At 42.3% G+C, this 18,173-nt stretch carries 23 protein-coding genes; 2 read left to right on the top strand and 21 right to left on the bottom strand.

Going from position 1 to position 18,173, the window contains the following annotated elements; translation table 11 throughout:
• Positions 1-2: 2 nt before the first annotated feature.
• From Q3W56_RS17315 to Q3W56_RS17285, 7 genes are all read right to left on the bottom strand, one after another.
• The gene (locus Q3W56_RS17315) at positions 3-1,760 is read right to left on the bottom strand and encodes an ABC transporter ATP-binding protein (protein WP_302896302.1); all 1,758 of its coding nucleotides are present in this window, start codon (positions 1,758-1,760) and stop codon (positions 3-5) included.
• 226 nt (positions 1,761-1,986) lie between these two features.
• The gene (gene moaD / locus Q3W56_RS17310) at positions 1,987-2,220 is read right to left on the bottom strand and encodes a molybdopterin converting factor subunit 1 (protein ID WP_302896301.1); all 234 of its coding nucleotides are present in this window, start codon (positions 2,218-2,220) and stop codon (positions 1,987-1,989) included.
• Positions 2,213-2,686, bottom strand: a complete 474-nt coding sequence (locus Q3W56_RS17305) for a molybdenum cofactor biosynthesis protein MoaE (RefSeq protein WP_302896300.1) — start codon at positions 2,684-2,686, stop codon at positions 2,213-2,215. The genes moaD and Q3W56_RS17305 overlap by 8 nt, the downstream gene beginning before the upstream one ends.
• Positions 2,686-3,207 carry a molybdopterin-guanine dinucleotide biosynthesis protein B gene (gene mobB, locus Q3W56_RS17300; RefSeq protein ID WP_302896299.1) on the bottom strand — a complete coding sequence of 174 codons (522 nt, stop codon included), beginning with the start codon at positions 3,205-3,207 and terminating at the stop codon, positions 2,686-2,688. The genes Q3W56_RS17305 and mobB overlap by 1 nt, the downstream gene beginning before the upstream one ends.
• Entirely contained in the window at positions 3,168-4,460 is a 1,293-nt protein-coding gene (locus Q3W56_RS17295; RefSeq protein WP_302896298.1) for a molybdopterin molybdotransferase MoeA, read from the bottom strand. The genes mobB and Q3W56_RS17295 overlap by 40 nt, the downstream gene beginning before the upstream one ends.
• A gap of 17 nt (positions 4,461-4,477) precedes the next feature.
• On the bottom strand, positions 4,478-5,497 hold the full coding sequence (locus tag Q3W56_RS17290) for a MoeB/ThiF family adenylyltransferase (protein WP_302896297.1): 1,020 nt from the start codon (positions 5,495-5,497) through the stop codon (positions 4,478-4,480).
• Positions 5,498-5,547: 50 nt separating this feature from the next.
• Positions 5,548-6,147, bottom strand: coding sequence for a molybdenum cofactor guanylyltransferase (locus Q3W56_RS17285; RefSeq protein WP_302896296.1), 600 nt, complete (start codon positions 6,145-6,147; stop codon positions 5,548-5,550).
• Positions 6,148-6,282: 135 nt separating this feature from the next.
• Here Q3W56_RS17285 and Q3W56_RS17280 point away from each other — a divergent pair, with 135 nt between their 5' ends.
• Positions 6,283-7,248 carry a coiled-coil domain-containing protein gene (locus Q3W56_RS17280; RefSeq protein WP_302896295.1) on the top strand — a complete coding sequence of 322 codons (966 nt, stop codon included), beginning with the start codon at positions 6,283-6,285 and terminating at the stop codon, positions 7,246-7,248.
• 42 nt (positions 7,249-7,290) lie between these two features.
• Here Q3W56_RS17280 and rok read toward each other — a convergent pair whose 3' ends face one another.
• The 3 genes from rok to ahpA form a co-directional block, all read right to left on the bottom strand.
• Entirely contained in the window at positions 7,291-7,875 is a 585-nt protein-coding gene (gene rok, locus Q3W56_RS17275) for a transcriptional regulator Rok (RefSeq protein WP_268400593.1), read from the bottom strand.
• Positions 7,876-8,317: 442 nt separating this feature from the next.
• Positions 8,318-8,776: a thiol-disulfide oxidoreductase YkuV gene (gene ykuV / locus Q3W56_RS17270; protein WP_302896294.1), complete on the bottom strand. Its 459-nt coding sequence runs from the start codon at positions 8,774-8,776 to the stop codon at positions 8,318-8,320.
• Positions 8,777-8,845: 69 nt separating this feature from the next.
• On the bottom strand, positions 8,846-9,388 hold the full coding sequence (gene ahpA, locus Q3W56_RS17265; protein WP_041905277.1) for a biofilm-specific peroxidase AhpA: 543 nt from the start codon (positions 9,386-9,388) through the stop codon (positions 8,846-8,848).
• A gap of 246 nt (positions 9,389-9,634) precedes the next feature.
• Between ahpA and mscT the strand changes: the two genes are divergently transcribed.
• Positions 9,635-10,438 carry a small-conductance mechanosensitive channel protein MscT gene (gene mscT, locus Q3W56_RS17260; protein ID WP_268400591.1) on the top strand — a complete coding sequence of 268 codons (804 nt, stop codon included), beginning with the start codon at positions 9,635-9,637 and terminating at the stop codon, positions 10,436-10,438.
• Positions 10,439-10,473: 35 nt separating this feature from the next.
• Here the strand turns inward: mscT and Q3W56_RS17255 are convergent, their stop codons facing one another.
• The 11 genes from Q3W56_RS17255 to Q3W56_RS17205 all read right to left on the bottom strand — a co-directional run bounded on the left by Q3W56_RS17255 (position 10,474) and on the right by Q3W56_RS17205 (position 17,550).
• Complete coding sequence (locus Q3W56_RS17255) at positions 10,474-10,719, bottom strand: YkuS family protein (RefSeq protein ID WP_268400590.1); 246 nt, start codon at positions 10,717-10,719, stop codon at positions 10,474-10,476.
• A gap of 60 nt (positions 10,720-10,779) precedes the next feature.
• Positions 10,780-11,904: an N-acetyldiaminopimelate deacetylase gene (locus Q3W56_RS17250; protein WP_302896293.1), complete on the bottom strand. Its 1,125-nt coding sequence runs from the start codon at positions 11,902-11,904 to the stop codon at positions 10,780-10,782.
• Between the two features lie 68 nt (positions 11,905-11,972).
• Positions 11,973-12,683 (bottom strand): 2,3,4,5-tetrahydropyridine-2,6-dicarboxylate N-acetyltransferase, encoded by a 711-nt coding sequence (gene dapD / locus Q3W56_RS17245; RefSeq protein ID WP_003218680.1) that lies wholly within the window; start codon positions 12,681-12,683, stop codon positions 11,973-11,975.
• A gap of 105 nt (positions 12,684-12,788) precedes the next feature.
• Positions 12,789-13,244, bottom strand: a complete 456-nt coding sequence (locus Q3W56_RS17240; protein WP_302896292.1) for a flavodoxin — start codon at positions 13,242-13,244, stop codon at positions 12,789-12,791.
• A gap of 15 nt (positions 13,245-13,259) precedes the next feature.
• Positions 13,260-14,153 carry an exo-alpha-sialidase gene (locus Q3W56_RS17235; RefSeq protein WP_302896291.1) on the bottom strand — a complete coding sequence of 298 codons (894 nt, stop codon included), beginning with the start codon at positions 14,151-14,153 and terminating at the stop codon, positions 13,260-13,262.
• Positions 14,143-14,619: a flavodoxin gene (locus Q3W56_RS17230; protein WP_302896290.1), complete on the bottom strand. Its 477-nt coding sequence runs from the start codon at positions 14,617-14,619 to the stop codon at positions 14,143-14,145. Before Q3W56_RS17230 ends, Q3W56_RS17235 begins: the two co-directional genes overlap by 11 nt.
• Before the next feature lie 114 nt (positions 14,620-14,733).
• The gene (gene ccpC / locus Q3W56_RS17225; protein ID WP_302896289.1) at positions 14,734-15,615 is read right to left on the bottom strand and encodes a transcriptional regulator CcpC; all 882 of its coding nucleotides are present in this window, start codon (positions 15,613-15,615) and stop codon (positions 14,734-14,736) included.
• Between the two features lie 147 nt (positions 15,616-15,762).
• The gene (cbpB, locus tag Q3W56_RS17220) at positions 15,763-16,206 is read right to left on the bottom strand and encodes a cyclic-di-AMP-binding protein CbpB (protein WP_302896288.1); all 444 of its coding nucleotides are present in this window, start codon (positions 16,204-16,206) and stop codon (positions 15,763-15,765) included.
• 138 nt (positions 16,207-16,344) lie between these two features.
• Positions 16,345-16,542: an AbrB antirepressor AbbA gene (gene abbA / locus Q3W56_RS17215; RefSeq protein ID WP_010886502.1), complete on the bottom strand. Its 198-nt coding sequence runs from the start codon at positions 16,540-16,542 to the stop codon at positions 16,345-16,347.
• A gap of 133 nt (positions 16,543-16,675) precedes the next feature.
• The gene (locus Q3W56_RS17210) at positions 16,676-17,194 is read right to left on the bottom strand and encodes a ribonuclease H-like YkuK family protein (RefSeq protein ID WP_268400581.1); all 519 of its coding nucleotides are present in this window, start codon (positions 17,192-17,194) and stop codon (positions 16,676-16,678) included.
• A 116-nt stretch (positions 17,195-17,310) separates the two neighbouring features.
• Complete coding sequence (locus Q3W56_RS17205) at positions 17,311-17,550, bottom strand: YkuJ family protein (RefSeq protein WP_003218671.1); 240 nt, start codon at positions 17,548-17,550, stop codon at positions 17,311-17,313.
• Positions 17,551-18,173 lie beyond the last annotated feature (623 nt).

Below are 18,173 nucleotides of genomic sequence, written 5' to 3'. Positions count from 1 at the left end.
CCCTATCCGACCTGATGCGGCTCATTGATCATTTTGACATCACGGTATTGCAAATCATAAATTTTTTTATAGTAGCCGCCTTTTTCAAGAAGATCGTGATGTGTTCCCCTTTCACAAATGCGCCCTTTATCAAAAACGAGAATTTCATCGGCGTGCTTCAGTGAAGAAATACGGTGAGCGATGATAAAGGTTGTGCGGTTTTTCATGACCTCTTTTAAGGCAAGCTGTATGCTGTGCTCTGTTTGCATATCTACTGCGCTTGTGGCATCGTCCAATATTAAAATAGTTGGGTTCAAACAAATAGCTCTCGCAATGGCGATTCGCTGTTTTTGTCCGCCGGAGAGCCCCATTCCCCTCTCTCCCAGCATGGTGTCATATCCATCAGGAAGCTCCATAATAAAGTCGTGAGCCTGCGCCCTTTTTGCCGCTTCGATGATGTCTTCCATTGAGGCATCCGGCCTCCCGTACGAAATGTTTGATCGAATTGTAGATGAAAACAGAAAAGATTCTTGAAGTACGACCCCGATATTAGAGCGAAGGGTTTTTAACGAATAATCTGTAATGGGTTTGTGATCAATGGCAATCATTCCGCCAATAGGGCTGTAAAATCTGGTGAGGAGCTGTGTAACTGAGCTTTTGCCTGAACCTGTCGGGCCCAATAGTCCGATTACCTTCCCGCTGTTTGCCTCAAAGCTTACATTGTACAGCGCGTTTGTTTGTTCTTTTCCGTATGCAAGAGAAACATTTTTGAAATGGACATTGCCGGTTAATTTTTGTTTATGCAAAACATGGGCTCGGTCTGTAATGTCTTCTTCTTTCTCCAGAATTTCCAGCAGGCGTTCACCTGACGCTTTTGCTTGAGAGAACATATTGATGACAAACCCTAAGTTCATAATCGGCCACATCATATAATTGACTAGGCTGAAAAAAGCGACAAGCTCGCCGGGATTAAGCTGATTTTGCATGACCAAGTAGCCGCCATAAGAGAGGAGAGCTACAATACAAATATTACCAATGAATTCCATTAAAGGGAAATACGCAGACCAAATGGATGATGTTTGTAAATACTGTGCCCTGTATTCCGCATTGGCCTTATTAAACGTGCTGATCTGAAAATCTTCCCTGGAAAGAGATTTAACCGTATTGATGCCACTGATATTTTCTTGGACTTTTGTATTGAGTTTCGCAAACGATTTACGGATGCCTCTAAAGGCTGGATGGACCCTTTTGTCAAACTGATATACCGCAACAGCGAGAAATGGCAGAACAGCTATAGTCACAAGCGTAAGAGGAACAGAATAGTAAAACATAACCGACAGGCTGATGGCGACCAGCAGGCCGAATCGAATGAGCTCAGCGAGACCGTATGATAAGAAAAAACGAAGCCCTTCAACATCAGCTGTCAGCCTGGACATTAAATCTCCTGTTTTTGCGTTATCATAATAAGAAAAAGAAAGCCGCTGCAGTTTTTCATACAGTCCATTTCTTAGCCGATAAACGGATTTGATTCCAAACATATCACCTAAATATTGATGAAAAAAAGTGGCGGTTCCTTTCAGAACCATTACCGCAATAAACCCCAAGCTGACCCATGCTGCAAGCTGATACTGCCTCCCCAGTACGATTTCATCAATCGTAATTTGCAGGATAATCGGGTAAACGACAGTAATCGCAGTCATCAAAAGCATGGCTAGAAGCGACCACATGAACACCTTTCTGTACGGCCAATAAAACGTTTTTAATCTTTTAAATGTCTCCATAACCAGCACCTTTCCAATTTTTATCATCTTTACTATATCGATACCCGAAATACATTTCTATTGATTTTCAAAAATTCAGTCTAATGATGGAGTGGGTCTCTTACTTTATAGGGAGTCACTTATATGTAGAAATAAACGCTTACAGAAAATCATTGTATGCTGAGGATGCTTGGGGATATGCGAAAAAAATACAGAAAAACCGGATGGCTGAATGCCGTCCGGCTTTTCATCCGCCGCTGACCGGTGGAATGATGGCTACCGTGTCACCTGAAGATACGGAGGTATTTTCTTTTACATAGCTTTCGTTAACGGCAATCATAGCTGTATCAATGGATTCGAGGCCGTATTGTTCTTTTAGACTCGCTTTTATTTCGTCTGTCGTTGATTGTTCCATATCTATTTCCAATGCTTGTGTGCCAGCCTGTTCGGCAAGCCCCGCAAATAAAAGAATGTTAATCATGCTGCTCTTCCTCTCTTAGATCTGGTTTTCCGTTCGGGTAAGGTGTTGTTTCAAGCTGGTCGCCAATCCATTGCTCCCCGTCTTCCCAAATTTCTTTTTTCCAAATGGGCACAATCTGTTTAATTCGTTCGATCGCATACTCATTTGCTTCATAAGCAGCTTTTCGATGGGGAGAAGATACCGCGATCACGACCGCTGCTTCACCGATATCCAGTACACCTATACGGTGCGTGATCGCCGCTGAAGCGCCTTCCCACTTTTCTTCGATTTCAGCGCCGATTTGAGCCAGCATCTGCACGGCCATCGGTTCATATGCCTCATATTCAAGCCGAACCGTTCTTTTTCCGTTGGTCCATTCCCGAACCGTGCCAATAAATGTAGTAATTGCCCCTGCTTCCCGTTTCTCCACTTTTTTGATGATGTCTTCAGTAATAATGGGTGTTTTCGTAACCTCAAACCGTTCCATTATGCAGATTCTCCCTTCAGCTGTGAGAGCACAAAATCAACGGCAACCGGATCATCCACATGAAAAACCGGTAATTCCTGATGCTCTGTCATATGCTCTTTTTTTCTATAAATGATGGCAATTGTATTTACTGTCTGCAGCGCTTCTAGATCTTCCTTTTTGCTTAGTATGACTACTTTAGGATAAGGGGCTTTTTTAAAGCCTTCTATCAGAAGGCAGTCTGTTTCGAGAAACTGATATAACTCGATCAGCCGGGGCAAATCCCAATTCCGTCGGGCAGTCAGCTGTAACACACCAGCACCTTCTACTGCTGTCACATCAGCACCAGCCGCCTGGTAACGGTCAGTGTCTTTTCCTTCAGTGAACGTTTTCGGTTCACCGCCGTGACCGTGATGCTTAAGGCAGCCTAAATTGAGCCCCTGTTGAGAAGCTTTTTTAAGAATACGCTCGATAAACGTTGTTTTCCCGCTGTTTTGAAATCCTACAACCTGGACGATTGGGAAAGGACAGACCAAGGCCACTCACTTCCATTCTCTTCTCTGATGAGCAGCACTTGAACCGTTCGGCCTGATTCATATCCTCTCGTGCCGCCCGGCAGAATAATAAACGCATTGGCCTCTGCAAGTGACGTGACGGAGCTGGATTTATCTAATCCGACAGGTGCCGCCAACAGCTTTCCTTCCTGATGATAAACGAAAGCACGGACAAATCGGGTAAACGGGTTCGGCTTTGGAAAATCCTTGGTCAAAACAGCTTCCGCACAAATGGGGTACGGTTTTTCATTGAGAAGCCATGTCTGGATCATCGGTTTGACAAACAGTTCAAAGCCGACATAGCATGCTGACGGATTACCCGACAGGCCAAACAGCAGCATACCGTTTGCATGCGCCACCGTCGTCACGCTGCCCGGGCGCATGGCAACTTTATTAAAGAGCACATCCGCTCCGAGTTTTTCATAGATCGCAGGCAAAAAGTCAAAATCACCCACTGACACGCCGCCAGTTGTAATCAGGAAATCAACCTTTTTCATCGCATCTTTGACCGCGGCATAGCTTTTATCCAGATCATCAGAAATTTTCCCTAAATAAAGCGGTGAAGCGCCTGCTTCTATCACTTGCGCATACACCATACTGGCATTGCTGTTGCGGATTTTCCCTGGCTCCAGCGGATCACTGACATTCAGCAATTCGGTACCAGTTGCGATAATCCCGACAACAGGCTTTCTCACAACAGGCACAGATGCGTATCCGAAGGTTGCCAAAAGCGCAGTCACTCCGGGTGTCACCCGGGTGCCCTTTCTCAATAAAACACTCCCCTTTTGAGCGTCTTCACCTGTTTTTGAGATATTGTCCCCCGTCTGGAAGCGGCGTTTTAAAGACATAAACGATTTCCCATTCTCCTCAAAGGTTTGCGTCAGCTCTATCATGACGACAGCATCTGCTCCTTCAGGGATTTGCGCACCAGTCATAATCCGCATTGCCTGAAACGGGCCAAGTTCTTTTTCAGATACAGCCCCCGCTCCAATATGATCTATAACCTCAAACCGAACTGGGTTCTCACGTGAAGCTTCAGCCGTATCGCATGCTCTGACAGCAAAACCGTCGTATGGCGAACGGTCAAATGCAGGTACGTGATGATCCGCTGTTACATCTTCAGCTAAAAATCGATGAAGACTCTCTTCAAGCGCCACCCATTCTGTCTCCCCTTGTTTTTGCAAATGGCTGACACGCCGAACTGCCTCTTCTACCGGTATCGGTGTTCTTTTCTCCAGCATTCTGACCCCTCCTGTTGTTACAACCCAATTACTCTTGCCAACACGGAATTGGCTTCTTTCACATCATTTGTTCCATGCACCAGTGCCCGTCCGTCATTGAAAATGACGATTCTGAAATCTTCGTAAAAAATATGCAGCAAAAACGCATTGGCCTCTACCTTGCCGATTGTTTTCAGCCGCTTGATGAGCTCCTGTTTCGGAATTCTTGTTAATGATTCCGATCTTACCTGAACTGTATCTCGGCCGCACAGGACAGCGGCTTTTGGTGTGTTCCAGTCCTCTAGATAAGGATAAACCGCATGTGCCCCGCAAGACGGACAGTCCTCACGGCGTACATGATCAACGTTAATCTTCATATGTGAGTTGTTCCAGACATCGAATGTCACAAAACCGCGCTGTATCGCTTCTGTTTGTCCGGTTAACAGCTTCAAAGCCTCAGCCTGCTGATAAGCTGAAACGATATGCACAGCGGGCGAAATGATGCCAGCAGTATCACACGTCGCCCCACCGACAGGAATTTGCTCAAACAAACAAGACAGACAAGGGGTTACTCCCGGAATAATCGTCATGAACATCCCCTGACTGCTTACACAAGCACCATAAACCCACGGTGTCTTAGTTTTCTGGGCTAGATCATTTATCAGCATGCGGGTTTCAAAATTATCTGTCGCGTCGATCACGACATCTGCTTTTTTAATCATCGGCTCGAGCGTTTCAGCTGTTCCTTCTGCAACATACGCCTCAATATGTATTCCGCTGTTAATCGCTGATAGATGCTCTTTGGCAGCGATGGCTTTTGGCATACGGAGCTTGGCATCGCTTTCTGTATAAAGCTGCTGCCTTTGCAGGTTGCTCCACTCCACATAATCACGGTCAATAATGGTAATGGTACCGACCCCCGCTCTTGAAAGCCCTTCAGCGCCTGCAGTCCCAAGCGCTCCAGCTCCGACAACCAGCACATGGCAGTCTCCCAGTTTTTTCTGGCCTACTTCGCCTATTTGCTTAAATCTGATTTGCCGTGAATAACGCTCCTCCATCAAACCTGTTCTCCTTACCTTTTATGTCATCTTAACATGTTTTTGCTCCATCAGTCCCACCTGAAGGAGTCCGTTTTTTCTTCCAAACGCCTAAAATCATCACGTGTATTAACGTTAATAAACTCTGGCGGATTTGCTCCGATCTCTTCAGCCTGTACGTAACAAACCGAAATTCGGCCTAACAAATCTGATATTCTTAATCTCTTCTCAGAGAGCTGATCATATAAAATCGGCATAATTCGTTTATGGTAAATCGCAATCAATGGCTGCTCGCGTCCGTCTGAAATCGGGACGACCGCGTCTATCCCCTCAGTCATCAGACGCTTGAGCTCCAGCATCGTTCTCCTTTGTATCAGCGGCGTATCACAGGATAGAACAGTATAAAGATCACCGTCTGTCTTTTTAAAAGCGGTATATATACCAGCCAAAGGCCCCATTCCTTGAAACGCCTCAGCATCTTGATACACTTCAATTTCACCGTTTTCTTGAAATCTATCAATAAACTCAGGACGGCTGATGATAACCGTATGTTCTCCAAGTGCCTTTTTTGCCCATTCGTAAAACATCTTGCCTCTCCAATTCACAAACGCCTTCGGTTCTCCGAAGCGCCGTGAAGCTCCTCCTGCCAGCAGTACATTTATATGCTTCATGCCATCTCACCTCTAGTTCGTTAAAAGCATAGCAAAAGCAAAGCCCCAATGCCAATGCTTGTCTGTTTATTAAACAGGAATAGCTGTTCAGTATTTGCATATTGTAGTGTTAACATCATGAGGGAGATGGTTCGAATGAAAAGATCAGGTCCTTTTTTCCACGACGTGTCTCAGGAGAACCTTTATTTAAAATCAGAGCTTTCAAGGTGCCATAAGCTGATTTCCGAACTTGAAGCAAGCTACTTCCATCAGAAAAATAACAAGCTTCTCAAAGAAAATAATGATATGAAACAAAAGCTTCAGCAGCTGTCTGCCGAATTAACACAAATGTCAACAAAAGAAAAACACGCCTCCCATACCAGCCAAACCCTGCACCAAATAAGAGCTGAGCTACTTGATAAAATCGTTGCTTTGCAGGAGCTTCTTTCTGCTGAAACCTATAAACGCAAAGCCGAAATAGTAGAAAAACATAAACTTCATATTGCTAATATCAAAATTGAAGAAGAAAATAAAAATCTTCATAAACAAATCAGCCATCTTCAGGCCTCTATTGAGCAGGAACAAGGCGCACTGCTTCAGGCAAAACAGCAAACCGAATTGATAAAAGCCGAAAACGGCCGTCTAAAAGAGCAAATGGCAGAAAAAGAATATCAGCTAAAAAATATTAAAATAGAAGTTGATCATATGAAAGATCGAATCATAGAAACGAAAGAAAGGCTGCTAGAAATAGAAAAAACGAAAGAAATATTATTTCACGAAACTATTATATCGTATAAACGGCAGCTTGATGAAAGCGATGCCTGGATTTCTTCTCATTTTGCCGATATTGATGGCGGCACGAAACAAAAAGAAAAAACGGCAGAAGAAGCTCCAGCAGTCTACGCGCAGCCAAATCATGTAGAAACCATACTTGAAGATGTCACCAAACAGATACATTCGCTTCAAAAACAGCTTGTCCGCGCCCAATCATCAGACCAAGCCATGAGCCATACAATCGAAGAGCTGAAAAACAGAGCCGCTGAAGAAAAGCCATATCAAAAGTGGGTATATAAACTTAATCTTGAAAAAGAAAACAAACCTTCACAGAAAAAACCTCAATAAAAAAAAACTGCTTGAGCCATGCCAAGCAGTTTTTCTGTATCTTTATTCATTTGCTGATTCAGCAGATTCAGTTGACTCAATTTCGCCCTCTAAAATGTACTGGCCGCGATATGGCTTTTTCACTTCCGGGTACATTTTAATTAAGCTTTGCATAAACGTTGTCATATTAGGAATTTCAAGACCGCTTTCTTTTTCAATCTCTTTTTGAAGCTCAGAACTCTTAATCGCCGCGTTGTGGCGTTTTAATGTTTTAATGGCTGCTTCACGCAGCTTAGCTGCTTTTGATCCCGGTCTTGCCGTCCCTCTTCTTCTTCTTGTTGTTCCGTCTGGTATACCGGCAGGAAGAGAGGAAATAGATTGAAGCTGAGGCTGAACAGACTGCTGCTGTGATTGCGGCTGATAGCTTCTGATTTCCTGAGCCGCTAGCTCAGCGAGAACCGGCAGAGAGTCAGGTTTTTTTTCAGAACGGATATCCTTTTTGATTTCGGAAGGGCTTCCATTCCTGTCCAGCTCTCTTAATTTTGCGTATATTTTATCACGTTCAATTTGATATTCACGAATGACTTTCACTTCAGCTTCATTTAATTGTTCTAACCGCAAGCGCAAAGCTTCTCTTTCATTAAACATCCTCAATGTACCCCCTATCAAAATTAACATCTTTAATTAAGATATTAGATTACAAAAGTAATTTTATCAACTATTATTTTAGCATTTTACTATTATATTTACTCTATGAAAAATTCCTTATTTTCTAAAAATGTTTTATTTTTCAAAAGAATCCTTTATTCACAAGGGATTAAGAGGCTCCAATTCCATTTGGTATAATGTTGAAAAAATATATATTACTTACTTCTTTAAAGAAATTTAGTGTAATATCTACAATTTTCGAGCTATGGGATATGAAATATATCTAAAATTGAGGAAAAACATCAAAAATTAACTGTTTTTTAGCGATTCAATCAAACAAAACATCATTTTCTATGCCCGAATTTGGAAAAATAATCTTCTTACTCTTCTTCGTTTGCTTTCTTTCACAAAAAAAACCTGATGAGATCAGGTTTTTGAGGAACTATTCAGATGCCTGTTCTGTTTCAGTCAGAACACGGTTCACACGTTTTTCAAGCATTTGCATACCGCTCCCGCCGGCTTGGAAGTGACGGAGCTGTCCTGTTTTATCAAACACATAGTATGCAGGCACATATTCATTTTCAAATGCATCGGTTAAAACATGATCACTGTCGACAAAAATCGGCTGAGTGATGTCATGTTCAGCAGCTACTTCTTTAATTTTGCCGAGGTCAAGGTCATCTTCGGAGCGAGGCATATGCACCGCTACAACGTTCAATTTATCTTGATATTTATCACGAAATTCATTCACTTGCGGCATCGCTTCTTTGCACAGATGGCAGCTGATGGACCAGAAATGAATGAGTGTCGGCTTTTCCCCGATCAATTGTTCTCTCGTTACTTCACCATTGAACCAGGCTTTCTCCCCAGTCAGTTCAGGCATTGGCTGACGTAATTTCATTGCTTTATCCTCCTTTTAAACAGAAAGGCCTAACGAATATCTTAGACCCTTTTTCGTCCTTAGAAAGAATTAAAGTGTTTTTTGGCCTGGTTTCCAGTTAGCCGGGCAGAGTCCGCCAGTTTGCAGCGCTTGAAGAACACGAAGCGTTTCATCAACGTCACGGCCAATATTGTTATGGAAAACAGTTTGATATTGAAGCTCGCCTTCAGGATTGATGATAAACAATCCGCGCAGGGCCACACCTTCTTCTTCAATTAAAACGCCATATTCACGGGATACCTCGTGGTTTGTATCAGCAGCAAGCGGATACTTCAACTTGCCAAGGCCGTTTTCTTTGCGGTCTGTATTAATCCACGCCAAATGAGTATGGATTGTATCAGTTGAAACCCCGATGACTTCAGCATCAAGATCTTCGAATTCGTCATAGCGGTCAGACATTGCTGTAATTTCAGTCGGACAAACAAAAGTGAAGTCCATTGGATAGAAGAACAACACTGTCCATTTGTCGTTTTTCATGTTTTCCTCAAGACTTACTTTGCCAAATTCTTTACTTGCAAGGACTGCTTCCATTTCAAAACGAGGAGCTTGTTTACCTACCATACGTTCTGCCATATGTATCCCTCCAATTTATAGTTTGGCGGCTTAAAAGCCGGAATCACATGAAAATAAAGGGTGTTTACCCATATTTCGTTAATAACATCACAATGTCCATTATAAAGGAGCGGATTTTCCGAGTCAATTTTTAACAAATATTGTATGTCTTTGGTTTCGACTTTTTTGGATAAAGAGTTTAACATATTCATGCATAGGGTAACTCACCTCAATGTGCAGCAATCAATTCAGAAAAGGAGCTCCAACATGGATTTTATTAAACAATACGATTGGACGGGACTGATTACAAATGCCGGTATCCTGTTCATTAAACTCGTCATTATGGTATTGCTCTACTTTATCGTTCGATCTTTAGGCATAAAAATCATTAAACATCTGTTTGCAAAATTCGAGGAGCAGCACAGCTTGTCTATCGGACGTGCACATACGCTCCGAAGTCTGACTCTTAACATATTTGCTTACATATTAATTTTTATATTTTTTGTCATGGTTCTTGATTTGTTCCATTACGATCCAAGTGCTCTTTTAGCGGGAGCAGGAATCGTCGGACTGGCTGTCGGATTCGGCGCCCAAGGACTTGTCAGCGACATCGTGACAGGTTTTTTTATATTGCTTGAAAAACAATTGGATGTTGGAGATTATATTACTGTTTCCACCTTTGACGGAATTGTTGAGCAGGTTGGCTTAAGAACCACTCAAATCCGCAGCTTTGACGGAACCCTCCATTATATCCCAAACAGAAACATTACAAACGTGAGCAATCATTCGCGGGGAACAATGCAGGCTTTGGTTGATATAAAAGTGCCTGCTGAAAGAAACATTGATGAAACAATTCATATTTTACAGCAAGTATGTGAAGAGACAGCGGCCGCTCTCCCGCAAATAAAAGAAGGCCCTAATGTCATCGGAATTCAAGAACTGGGCACTTCTGAAATTGTGATTAGAGTCATTGCCAAAACAGAAAATATGGAACAATGGCGGGTCGAGCGCGTGCTTAGAAAGGAAATAAAAACTGCGCTTGACCGTGCTTTTCCTAAAGAAACAGAATAAATAAAAGAACCGAAGCTTTTTGCTTCGGTTTTTATTTACTGAATTCTGCTTTCAACTTCGCTGCAAATTTCGTCAGCAGTCATCCCGGAAGCTGTAATGACAGGTGCTTGTGTTACCGTATCGGCTATCCCTTGCACATTATTATCAAGACCTGTTACGACACAGCAGTCACAGCCTTTTGCATCGTCAGGGCTTTTCATCATTACAACGTCATATCCTTTTTCTTTTAATGCAGCTTCTACATCTGATAACGATTGTTCAATTCCAATTTTTTTAGCCATTATGAACACCTCCGTTTACTAGAGTGCTCATTTTATGGAATTTTATTCTTTCATTTATAGTTAATTGGCATAAACAGAAAAATAACCTGTCATGACGTTAACCGCTGTTTCTATCGCATTTTCATCAGGATTCAGCTTTGCGTGATGAAGTCCGTGTTCAGAGCCTGCACCAAGCCAGAACATGAAGCCGGGATATTTTTTCAGCATGTAGCCAAAATCCTCTCCAGTCATTGCTTCTTTTGCTTCGATTACTGTTGCCAGTTGATGTTCAGCAACAAAAGACATAAATTCCTCTGTCAGTCCGCTCGTATTGTAAACCTGATGATACACTGACGGGTATGTCACTTTCCCTTTGCAGCGGAATCCGATTTCGATTCCTTTCACTATATCTTCAATCCGCTCCTTTACCTTCTTCATTGATTCTTCAGAAAGCGTGCGGATCGTGCCTTCCAAGTGAGCCGTTTCCGCAATGATATTTTGTGCTGAGCCGCCGGTAATGGTACCAACTGTAATAACGGCGCTGTCCAGCGGATCTGTGTTTCTAGAGATGATCGTTTGCAGCTGGGTGACAAGTGTGCTTGCGGCTACAACCATGTCCTCGGCCAAATGCGGATAGGCTGCATGTCCCCCTTTGCCTTCCAGATCGATGACAAGCTCTGATGTATTCGCAAAAAGAAGGCCGCTTTTTGTCGCGATCGTGCCTACTGGCAGCTCTGGAGCAATATGCAGCGCAGTGATGAAATCAGGCTGCCATTTTTTTAAAACGTCGCTCTCAAGCATTGGTTCCGCACCGCCAGGTCCTTCTTCGGCCGGCTGAAACAGAAACAGCAAATCATGTTTGACCGGATGGTGAACGAAATGGTCAATAATGCCGAGTGCAATCGTCATATGCAAATCGTGTCCGCAGGCGTGCATGTTACCGTGATGCTCTGATGCGAACGGAAGACCGGTTTGCTCTTCGATGGAAAGCGCGTCGATATCCGCTCTGTATGCGAGCATTTTTTCCGGAGCCGTCCCGTTGATCTTTACAAAAAGCCCTGTTCGCCATTTCTCAATTTCCATTCTGTCTTGCGGATATTGTTCCAAAACATTTAATAAATATTGCTGGGTTTTGAACTCCTGAAATCCAAGCTCCGGTATACGGTGCAGATCTCTGCGGATTGCGATGAGCTCCTCTTTCTTCATTTTCATTCCTCCTGCTATACGAATAAGGCGTGGATATATTATCCACGCCTTTTTTATCAAACCATTCCTTACAGCTGGCGTAATTCCTGCTTGATTTCAGTTTTGCCTTTTGTTTTCTCATCAATGTCTTTGATTTTTTTAGCAGGTGTTCCTGCAACGACAGTGTATGGCTCAACATCGTTTACCACAATTGCTCCCGCAGCAACAACCGCTCCTTTACCTACTGTTACGCCTTCAAGCACAACAGCATTTGCGCCGATCACAACGTCGTCTTCAATGACAACCGGTTTTGCGGATGGCGGCTCAATAACGCCAGCAAGCACAGAACCTGCTCCGATATGGCAGTTTTTGCCGACAGTAGCTCGTCCGCCCAAAACAACGTTCATATCGATCATTGTGCCTTCGCCGATAACTGAACCGATATTGATAGAAGCACCCATCATGATGACTGCGTTATCACCGATTTCAACTTGATCGCGGATGATCGCGCCCGGCTCGATACGCGCTTTGATATTTTTAAGATCAAGCATTGGAATCGCAGAATTGCGGCGGTCATTTTCAACCACATAGTCTTCGATTTTGCTTTGATTTTCTTCAATTGCTGTTTGGATTTCGCTCCATTCACCGAAAACGACACCAGTGTTTCCATTGATAAAAGCTTTCGCAGATTCGCCGAAATTGATTCCTTCCAGCTCACCTTTCACATAAACCTTTACAGGTGTAGATTTTGTACTATTTTGAATAAATGAAATAATTTCATTTGCGTCCATCATTTTCATATGTATAGTCCTCCTCCTGATTTTCTACCTCATTACTGTATCAAAGGAAAGATATAAAGACAAGAAAAAAAGGAACAGCCGCTTTAGCAGTTCCCATTGGGTGAGTCAGACAGCGATTCCGCTTTTCTTTGCGAATTGTCTCCCGAACTCTATTAATTCTTCCTCTTCTTCACCTTCTGGATTATTTTCGATTTTTACCGAAGGCAGCACAATTTCGCCTCCGCGCTCTTTTATTTTTGCTTCGAGCGTATCAACTGCTCCGCAGAAAAATTCATATGCTGTATCACCGGAACCGAATACAGCGCATGTTTTACCGGAAAAATCAATTTCATCCATATCTTCAGCAAGGTCTAAAAATTCATCAGGCAGATCTCCGTCGCCCCACGTATAGGACCCTATAATAATATAATCATAATCGTTAAACAGCTGTGCATTATCAATATCCATCGCTTCAAAACGGTCTGCTTCCACTTCCGCCACCTGAAGCCCCTTCTCAATCAAATCTGCCATCGCTTCAGTGTTGCCTGACATTGTTGCATAAACGAGCAAAATCTTTCCCAATACCTAATTCCTCCTCTAATGAATCATTGCTGAAACTTCGTACGGCTGGACAAATTCACAATCATACAAGCCTGCACAAAAGAAATTCTCTTTCTGATTAGCCACTCTCCACCCATGCCCCTTAATGGTATCGAACCATTTTAACGCTCGGGCGTCCAGATCAGCCTGGTAAATTCTCGAATAACCATTTTCATCTTGTGTCGTTGTGACATATATAATTCCATCATCCTCTGAAATATCAAGAAATGATTCTTCTTTTCTGATCATGCTTGATTGTATGGTGAATTCTTCATCAGTCGAAACATTACGTACAGTGACAGCACCGTGCTTTCCTTTCACAGAACCCATCGCCGCCACTAGCCAATTCTCCTTGAACACGAGCATGGATGCCGTCATCCGGTTTTCTTCTTTCTTTACAATTTGGACAGTATCACGTTTAAAATCGTAAGACCAAATGCCCCCAAAATATTCGTGTATTTGCGTGCCGATGAAAAGATTGCCGCCGTGCAGGCACAACGAACGAATTACAGGGGGGTGATCAAATTCCGCAAAAGGTCTAGCTACGCGCCATGAAACGCCAAAATTATCTGATACATAAATGCAATGCTTGCCATGGGCGCAGACAAATCCGTCGTCTCGGCCTGTAATCGCCCACACTGTTGCATTTGTCGGAAAGTTAGACATCGTCCAGGTTTTCCCTTCGTCAGACGAGCGAATGACCGTTCCCTTTTCACCGACGCCAAATAAGTAAGGCCCTATGTAACTGATGCAGTGAATTTTGCTTTTCAAACGAAAAAGCTTTCTCCAGCCCTGTTCCAAAGAATAATGAAAAATGCCGTCTCTTTGTACCGCCACAAAATAACCAGAAAATGCCGATGCTGTGACAGCAGTGGCTCCTTTATGAAACATGGCTTTTTTCCTTGTTCATATAATCTGCCCATGCTAGAAAATCTTTCGCAAACGCTCGGCAGCTTTCCACATCTTCATCCGTTTCAGGCGCTAGTTCGATTTTCAATGTTTCCTGGTAAACAGCAGCTCCCGCCTCTTGCAGCATGACACTGAACAAATTGACCGCTTCACAAAACTTCGGATAAGAATAATCTCCTGATCCGAAGCAAGCTGTTTTTAAGCCGTTAAGCTGAAGCTGTTTGACCTCTTCAAAAAAATCTTCCGCTTCGTAAGGCAAATCGCCGTCGCCCCATGTATACGTGCCAATCAGCACATAATCATAGGATGTTAAGGCAGAAACATCCGCATCATCTATCTCAATGCAGTCGATATCCAACTCATAATCCTGAAGCGTTTCTTTTATAATGACGGCAATGTCTTCTGTATTTCCTGACATGCTGGCATATGTAATCAAGGCTTTAGCCATGTTATCACCTCATTAATTGATAATGATTTTCAATATCGTATGTATTACTTTAACTGATAATGAATATTATTATCAATAAAAATAAAAATAAAAAAGACAGCACATCGCTGTCCTTTAAAATGGATTTTCTTGATCCAGCATCCCCTTTATCACTTGAACAAAAGCTTGAACTTGCTTCAGCTCAAAGGCAGGTTCATAGCCTAACAGCCATGTATCCCGTCCGATTGGATGCTCTTTCATGTCTAACAGAGGCATTTTATTGACTTTATCTTCGTTTTGAAGGGTAACAGACGGCAAAATGGCATAACCGATTCCGTGCAGCGCCATCTGTTTGCACGTTTCAATCTGATCAACCAATATCGTCTGTTTTGGCGACGTTTTAAATTTTTGATGCCACCAGTGCTGAATTTCCTGAAAATAAGTGCTGTCGCTTTTAAATTGGATAAACGGCCGTTCTGTATGGGCGATATCTTCGATGCAGGAAATTTCTGTGTCCACTAAATACAGGTGATCTGTCATTAAGTAATCTTTACGGCCCTTCCACTCAGGGTTGCCCCTAATAATGCCGATATGAACCTGATCCTCATATAAGCTTTTCAGCATTTCGCTGCTCCAGCCGGTAATGAGTGAGACCTTTGCATTGGGATACCTTTCCACATACGTCTTCAAGACTTTAGGGAGCCAATGCTGGCCGATTATGGAGGCGACGGCAAGCTTCAGTGTGCCGTGAATTTCCCCTTCAAGCTCATCGATATTTTCTCTTATTCTTTCCTGCTCTAACGTCACATCATTCGCAAACTGAATGATTTTCTCACCGGCCGGCGTTACCGTTAACCCTTTTTGGGATCTTAAAAAGATTTTTGTGCCCCACGCCTTTTCAATGGTTTGTAAGCGCTGAGATAAAGCCGGCTGAGATACAAAAAGTCGTTCCGCCGCCTTTCTCATATTTAACTCCTCAGCTAAAACTACGAGCATATGAAGCTCTTGAAGCTGCATGTCGTCCTCCTTTTTATGTTCAATAAGTTTCTCTTATCTCTCATTCTAATAAAATCTTCGTTTCTGATTCAAGCCCTATTCTGGTTTAAAACTATGTATGCGCTTTCTTTCTTGCTCTGGCCATATAATAAAAATAGGCCGTGAAGCCTACTTATTCAATGAGCGTATATGCTTATTCAATTCCTTTAAAACCACTCTTCTTGTAAAAATTCCTTCAAACACCTGCTCATCATTTTCAACACAGACAAATCCGTTATTAATGACCATGCCGAACCCCTTCATAATCGGATCATTTATATGGAGGCGTGGAATATCAGTCAGCATGACTTCTTCGACAGTAATTTGGTCAAGCTTTTCAAACTCGATTCGCTCAAGCCCAAAAATGCTGTTCATGATCATATTTGTACCGACTAAGCCATGTAAACGATAGGAAGGATCAAGGACCGGAATGGCTGTGTATCCAGTTTTTGTCAGGACTAATAATGCATGCTCAAGGTTGTTGCCGACTTGAACGTGCGCCACTTTGTCCGCCTCAATCATAAATTGTCCGACTGTTGCCTCAAGAAGCTGGTCTGATTGTAAGCTTATCATGTTTTCGACCCCTTTTCAGTTTCATCAACAATACATTCCCTATACTACAATAATATAAACTTTATCAGTATTTGTCGAAAAGTTTCCTTTCAATAAAAAAGATACTCTTTATGCGAGTATCAATTATAAGGTGCTCCATTAATTTTCAAATCGAAATCGGTCGTATAGCGTTACAAGTTTTTTGTAGGTGGTTCCGTCAACGTTTTTGGTTCCTGTCTCTATATCGTTGATCTCACTGCTTAATAGCTCGATGGCATACTCATGGTTGATCAGGATATTCAGCAGAAGTTTTTGTTCTTCTTCTGTAAATCGTTCACCAATAAGACTCATTCGCAATCAGGCCCCCTGTTTTATACTGAATACCTCTGAAAGCAAGACAACTTACTTTCAGCTCTACCGCTAGAATAAGTAATCAGAAAACAAACGTCAACCGCATAATTCGACATTTCCCTTAGCTTTTCAGCCGGAATTATTTTGTAAAACGATTTGCATAGCTGAAGGCAGTGTATGAATCCGGTTTTATTTTCGCCTCAATCCCCATGGAAGTGATACGTCCTGTCATTTCTTGAATCAGTTCTTTTGTAAGCCCTTTTTTCCCAATATCCAAGTGAACCTCAAAGGTAAGATCCGCCCCTTCACCGGTAAAGGGCAGGAGCAGATCGGTAATATCCATTAAGTGCCCATCAAGAATATGAGCGGCCGTTTCTTGGCTATACGCCGTTTCTAACGAAATCTTCTCCCGAAGGCTATGTATGGGTCTATCGACTGTATGATTTTTCAAGCAGCCCCAAGCTCCCTTGCCTGTACGATGCAAATGCAATGCGGTAATAAACTTTGTGTAATCGCGGTACACTTGTGAATCGGTTCCGATCGATAACACATAGGAAGAACGGGGGTCCTTTCGAACAAAGGCTTTAAGCCGTTCCACCACAACTTGAAAGGTCATCTGTGCTTCTGAAAGATTATAAAACAGAAAAGAATCAGCCATAATGACACTCCTTTTCAAGGATTTACAACCATGAAACAAGTATGTTCCCTACTGTTTATTTCAATTACTTTTGCAAAAACGGAAGCTTGTTCCCATTATTTCAGGAATCTTACCTCTTACTGAAGAAGTTCAAAGATTTCGATGGAAACCATGTCGATATTATCAAACGGATATGTGTTAGGTTTTTCACCTTTTTGGAAAACCGTCAGTTCAAACGTTTGATTTTTTTCGAAATATTTAACACTGCATATTTTCTCACCATTTACTTCGAAATAACGCTGCATTGGCTCGTTAGCCGCTTCCGCCGTTTCTTGTAGACTTTGCAGCCGTGTGATGATACCCATTAATTGTGACATTCTAAAAAAAGACTCCTTTCAAAAAGCAACTTCAAATCAACAAGTATTTATTATAATACAAGTTCTATTGAGCATCATACCATAAAGTCGGACAGGATGGCATTTTCACTGCTGAATTTAAAAAAGAAAAAAAGTGAAAAAACTATTTTTTATTAGTTTGAGGCTTTTTTTGAATGTCATGCACACAATTACGATTTTTTTGATATGCCCGCAGAGTCAAGAAAGCTTTTTTCAATTTCATCAAATAAAAAATATTGCAATATGTAATGATTCAGAGTGGTTTATCGGGTTAATATCTCTTGCACGGCCGGTTAGCATTGGTACAGTGATCGAGCGCTGAAAGAACATTTTTGTTCCTTCCATTGTTCAGCGTTTTCCCCTAGTTAGGTTTATTGTTTTATGGATTGTCTTATGCTTTGCAAAATAAAAAAACTTGGCGGGGGTGGGACTGACTCCATAAGATGAGACAAATAAAAACACCTTCAAGTTTGAATACGGATGATTGTTATCCGACATTAGACTTGGAGGTGTTTTTTCTATGAGGACAAGAGTGAGTTATTCGGTTGAAGTGAAACAGAAGGCTGTAGAAATGAGATTGGCAGGCGTGCCTATGAAAGAGATCA

Source organism: Bacillus sp. C28GYM-DRY-1 (assembly GCF_030519405.1).
Taxonomy (GTDB): Bacteria; Bacillota; Bacilli; order Bacillales; family Bacillaceae; genus Bacillus; species Bacillus spizizenii_A.
Note: the sequence above shows the minus strand (reverse complement) of the source record. Positions and strands in the feature narration are given on the sequence as shown.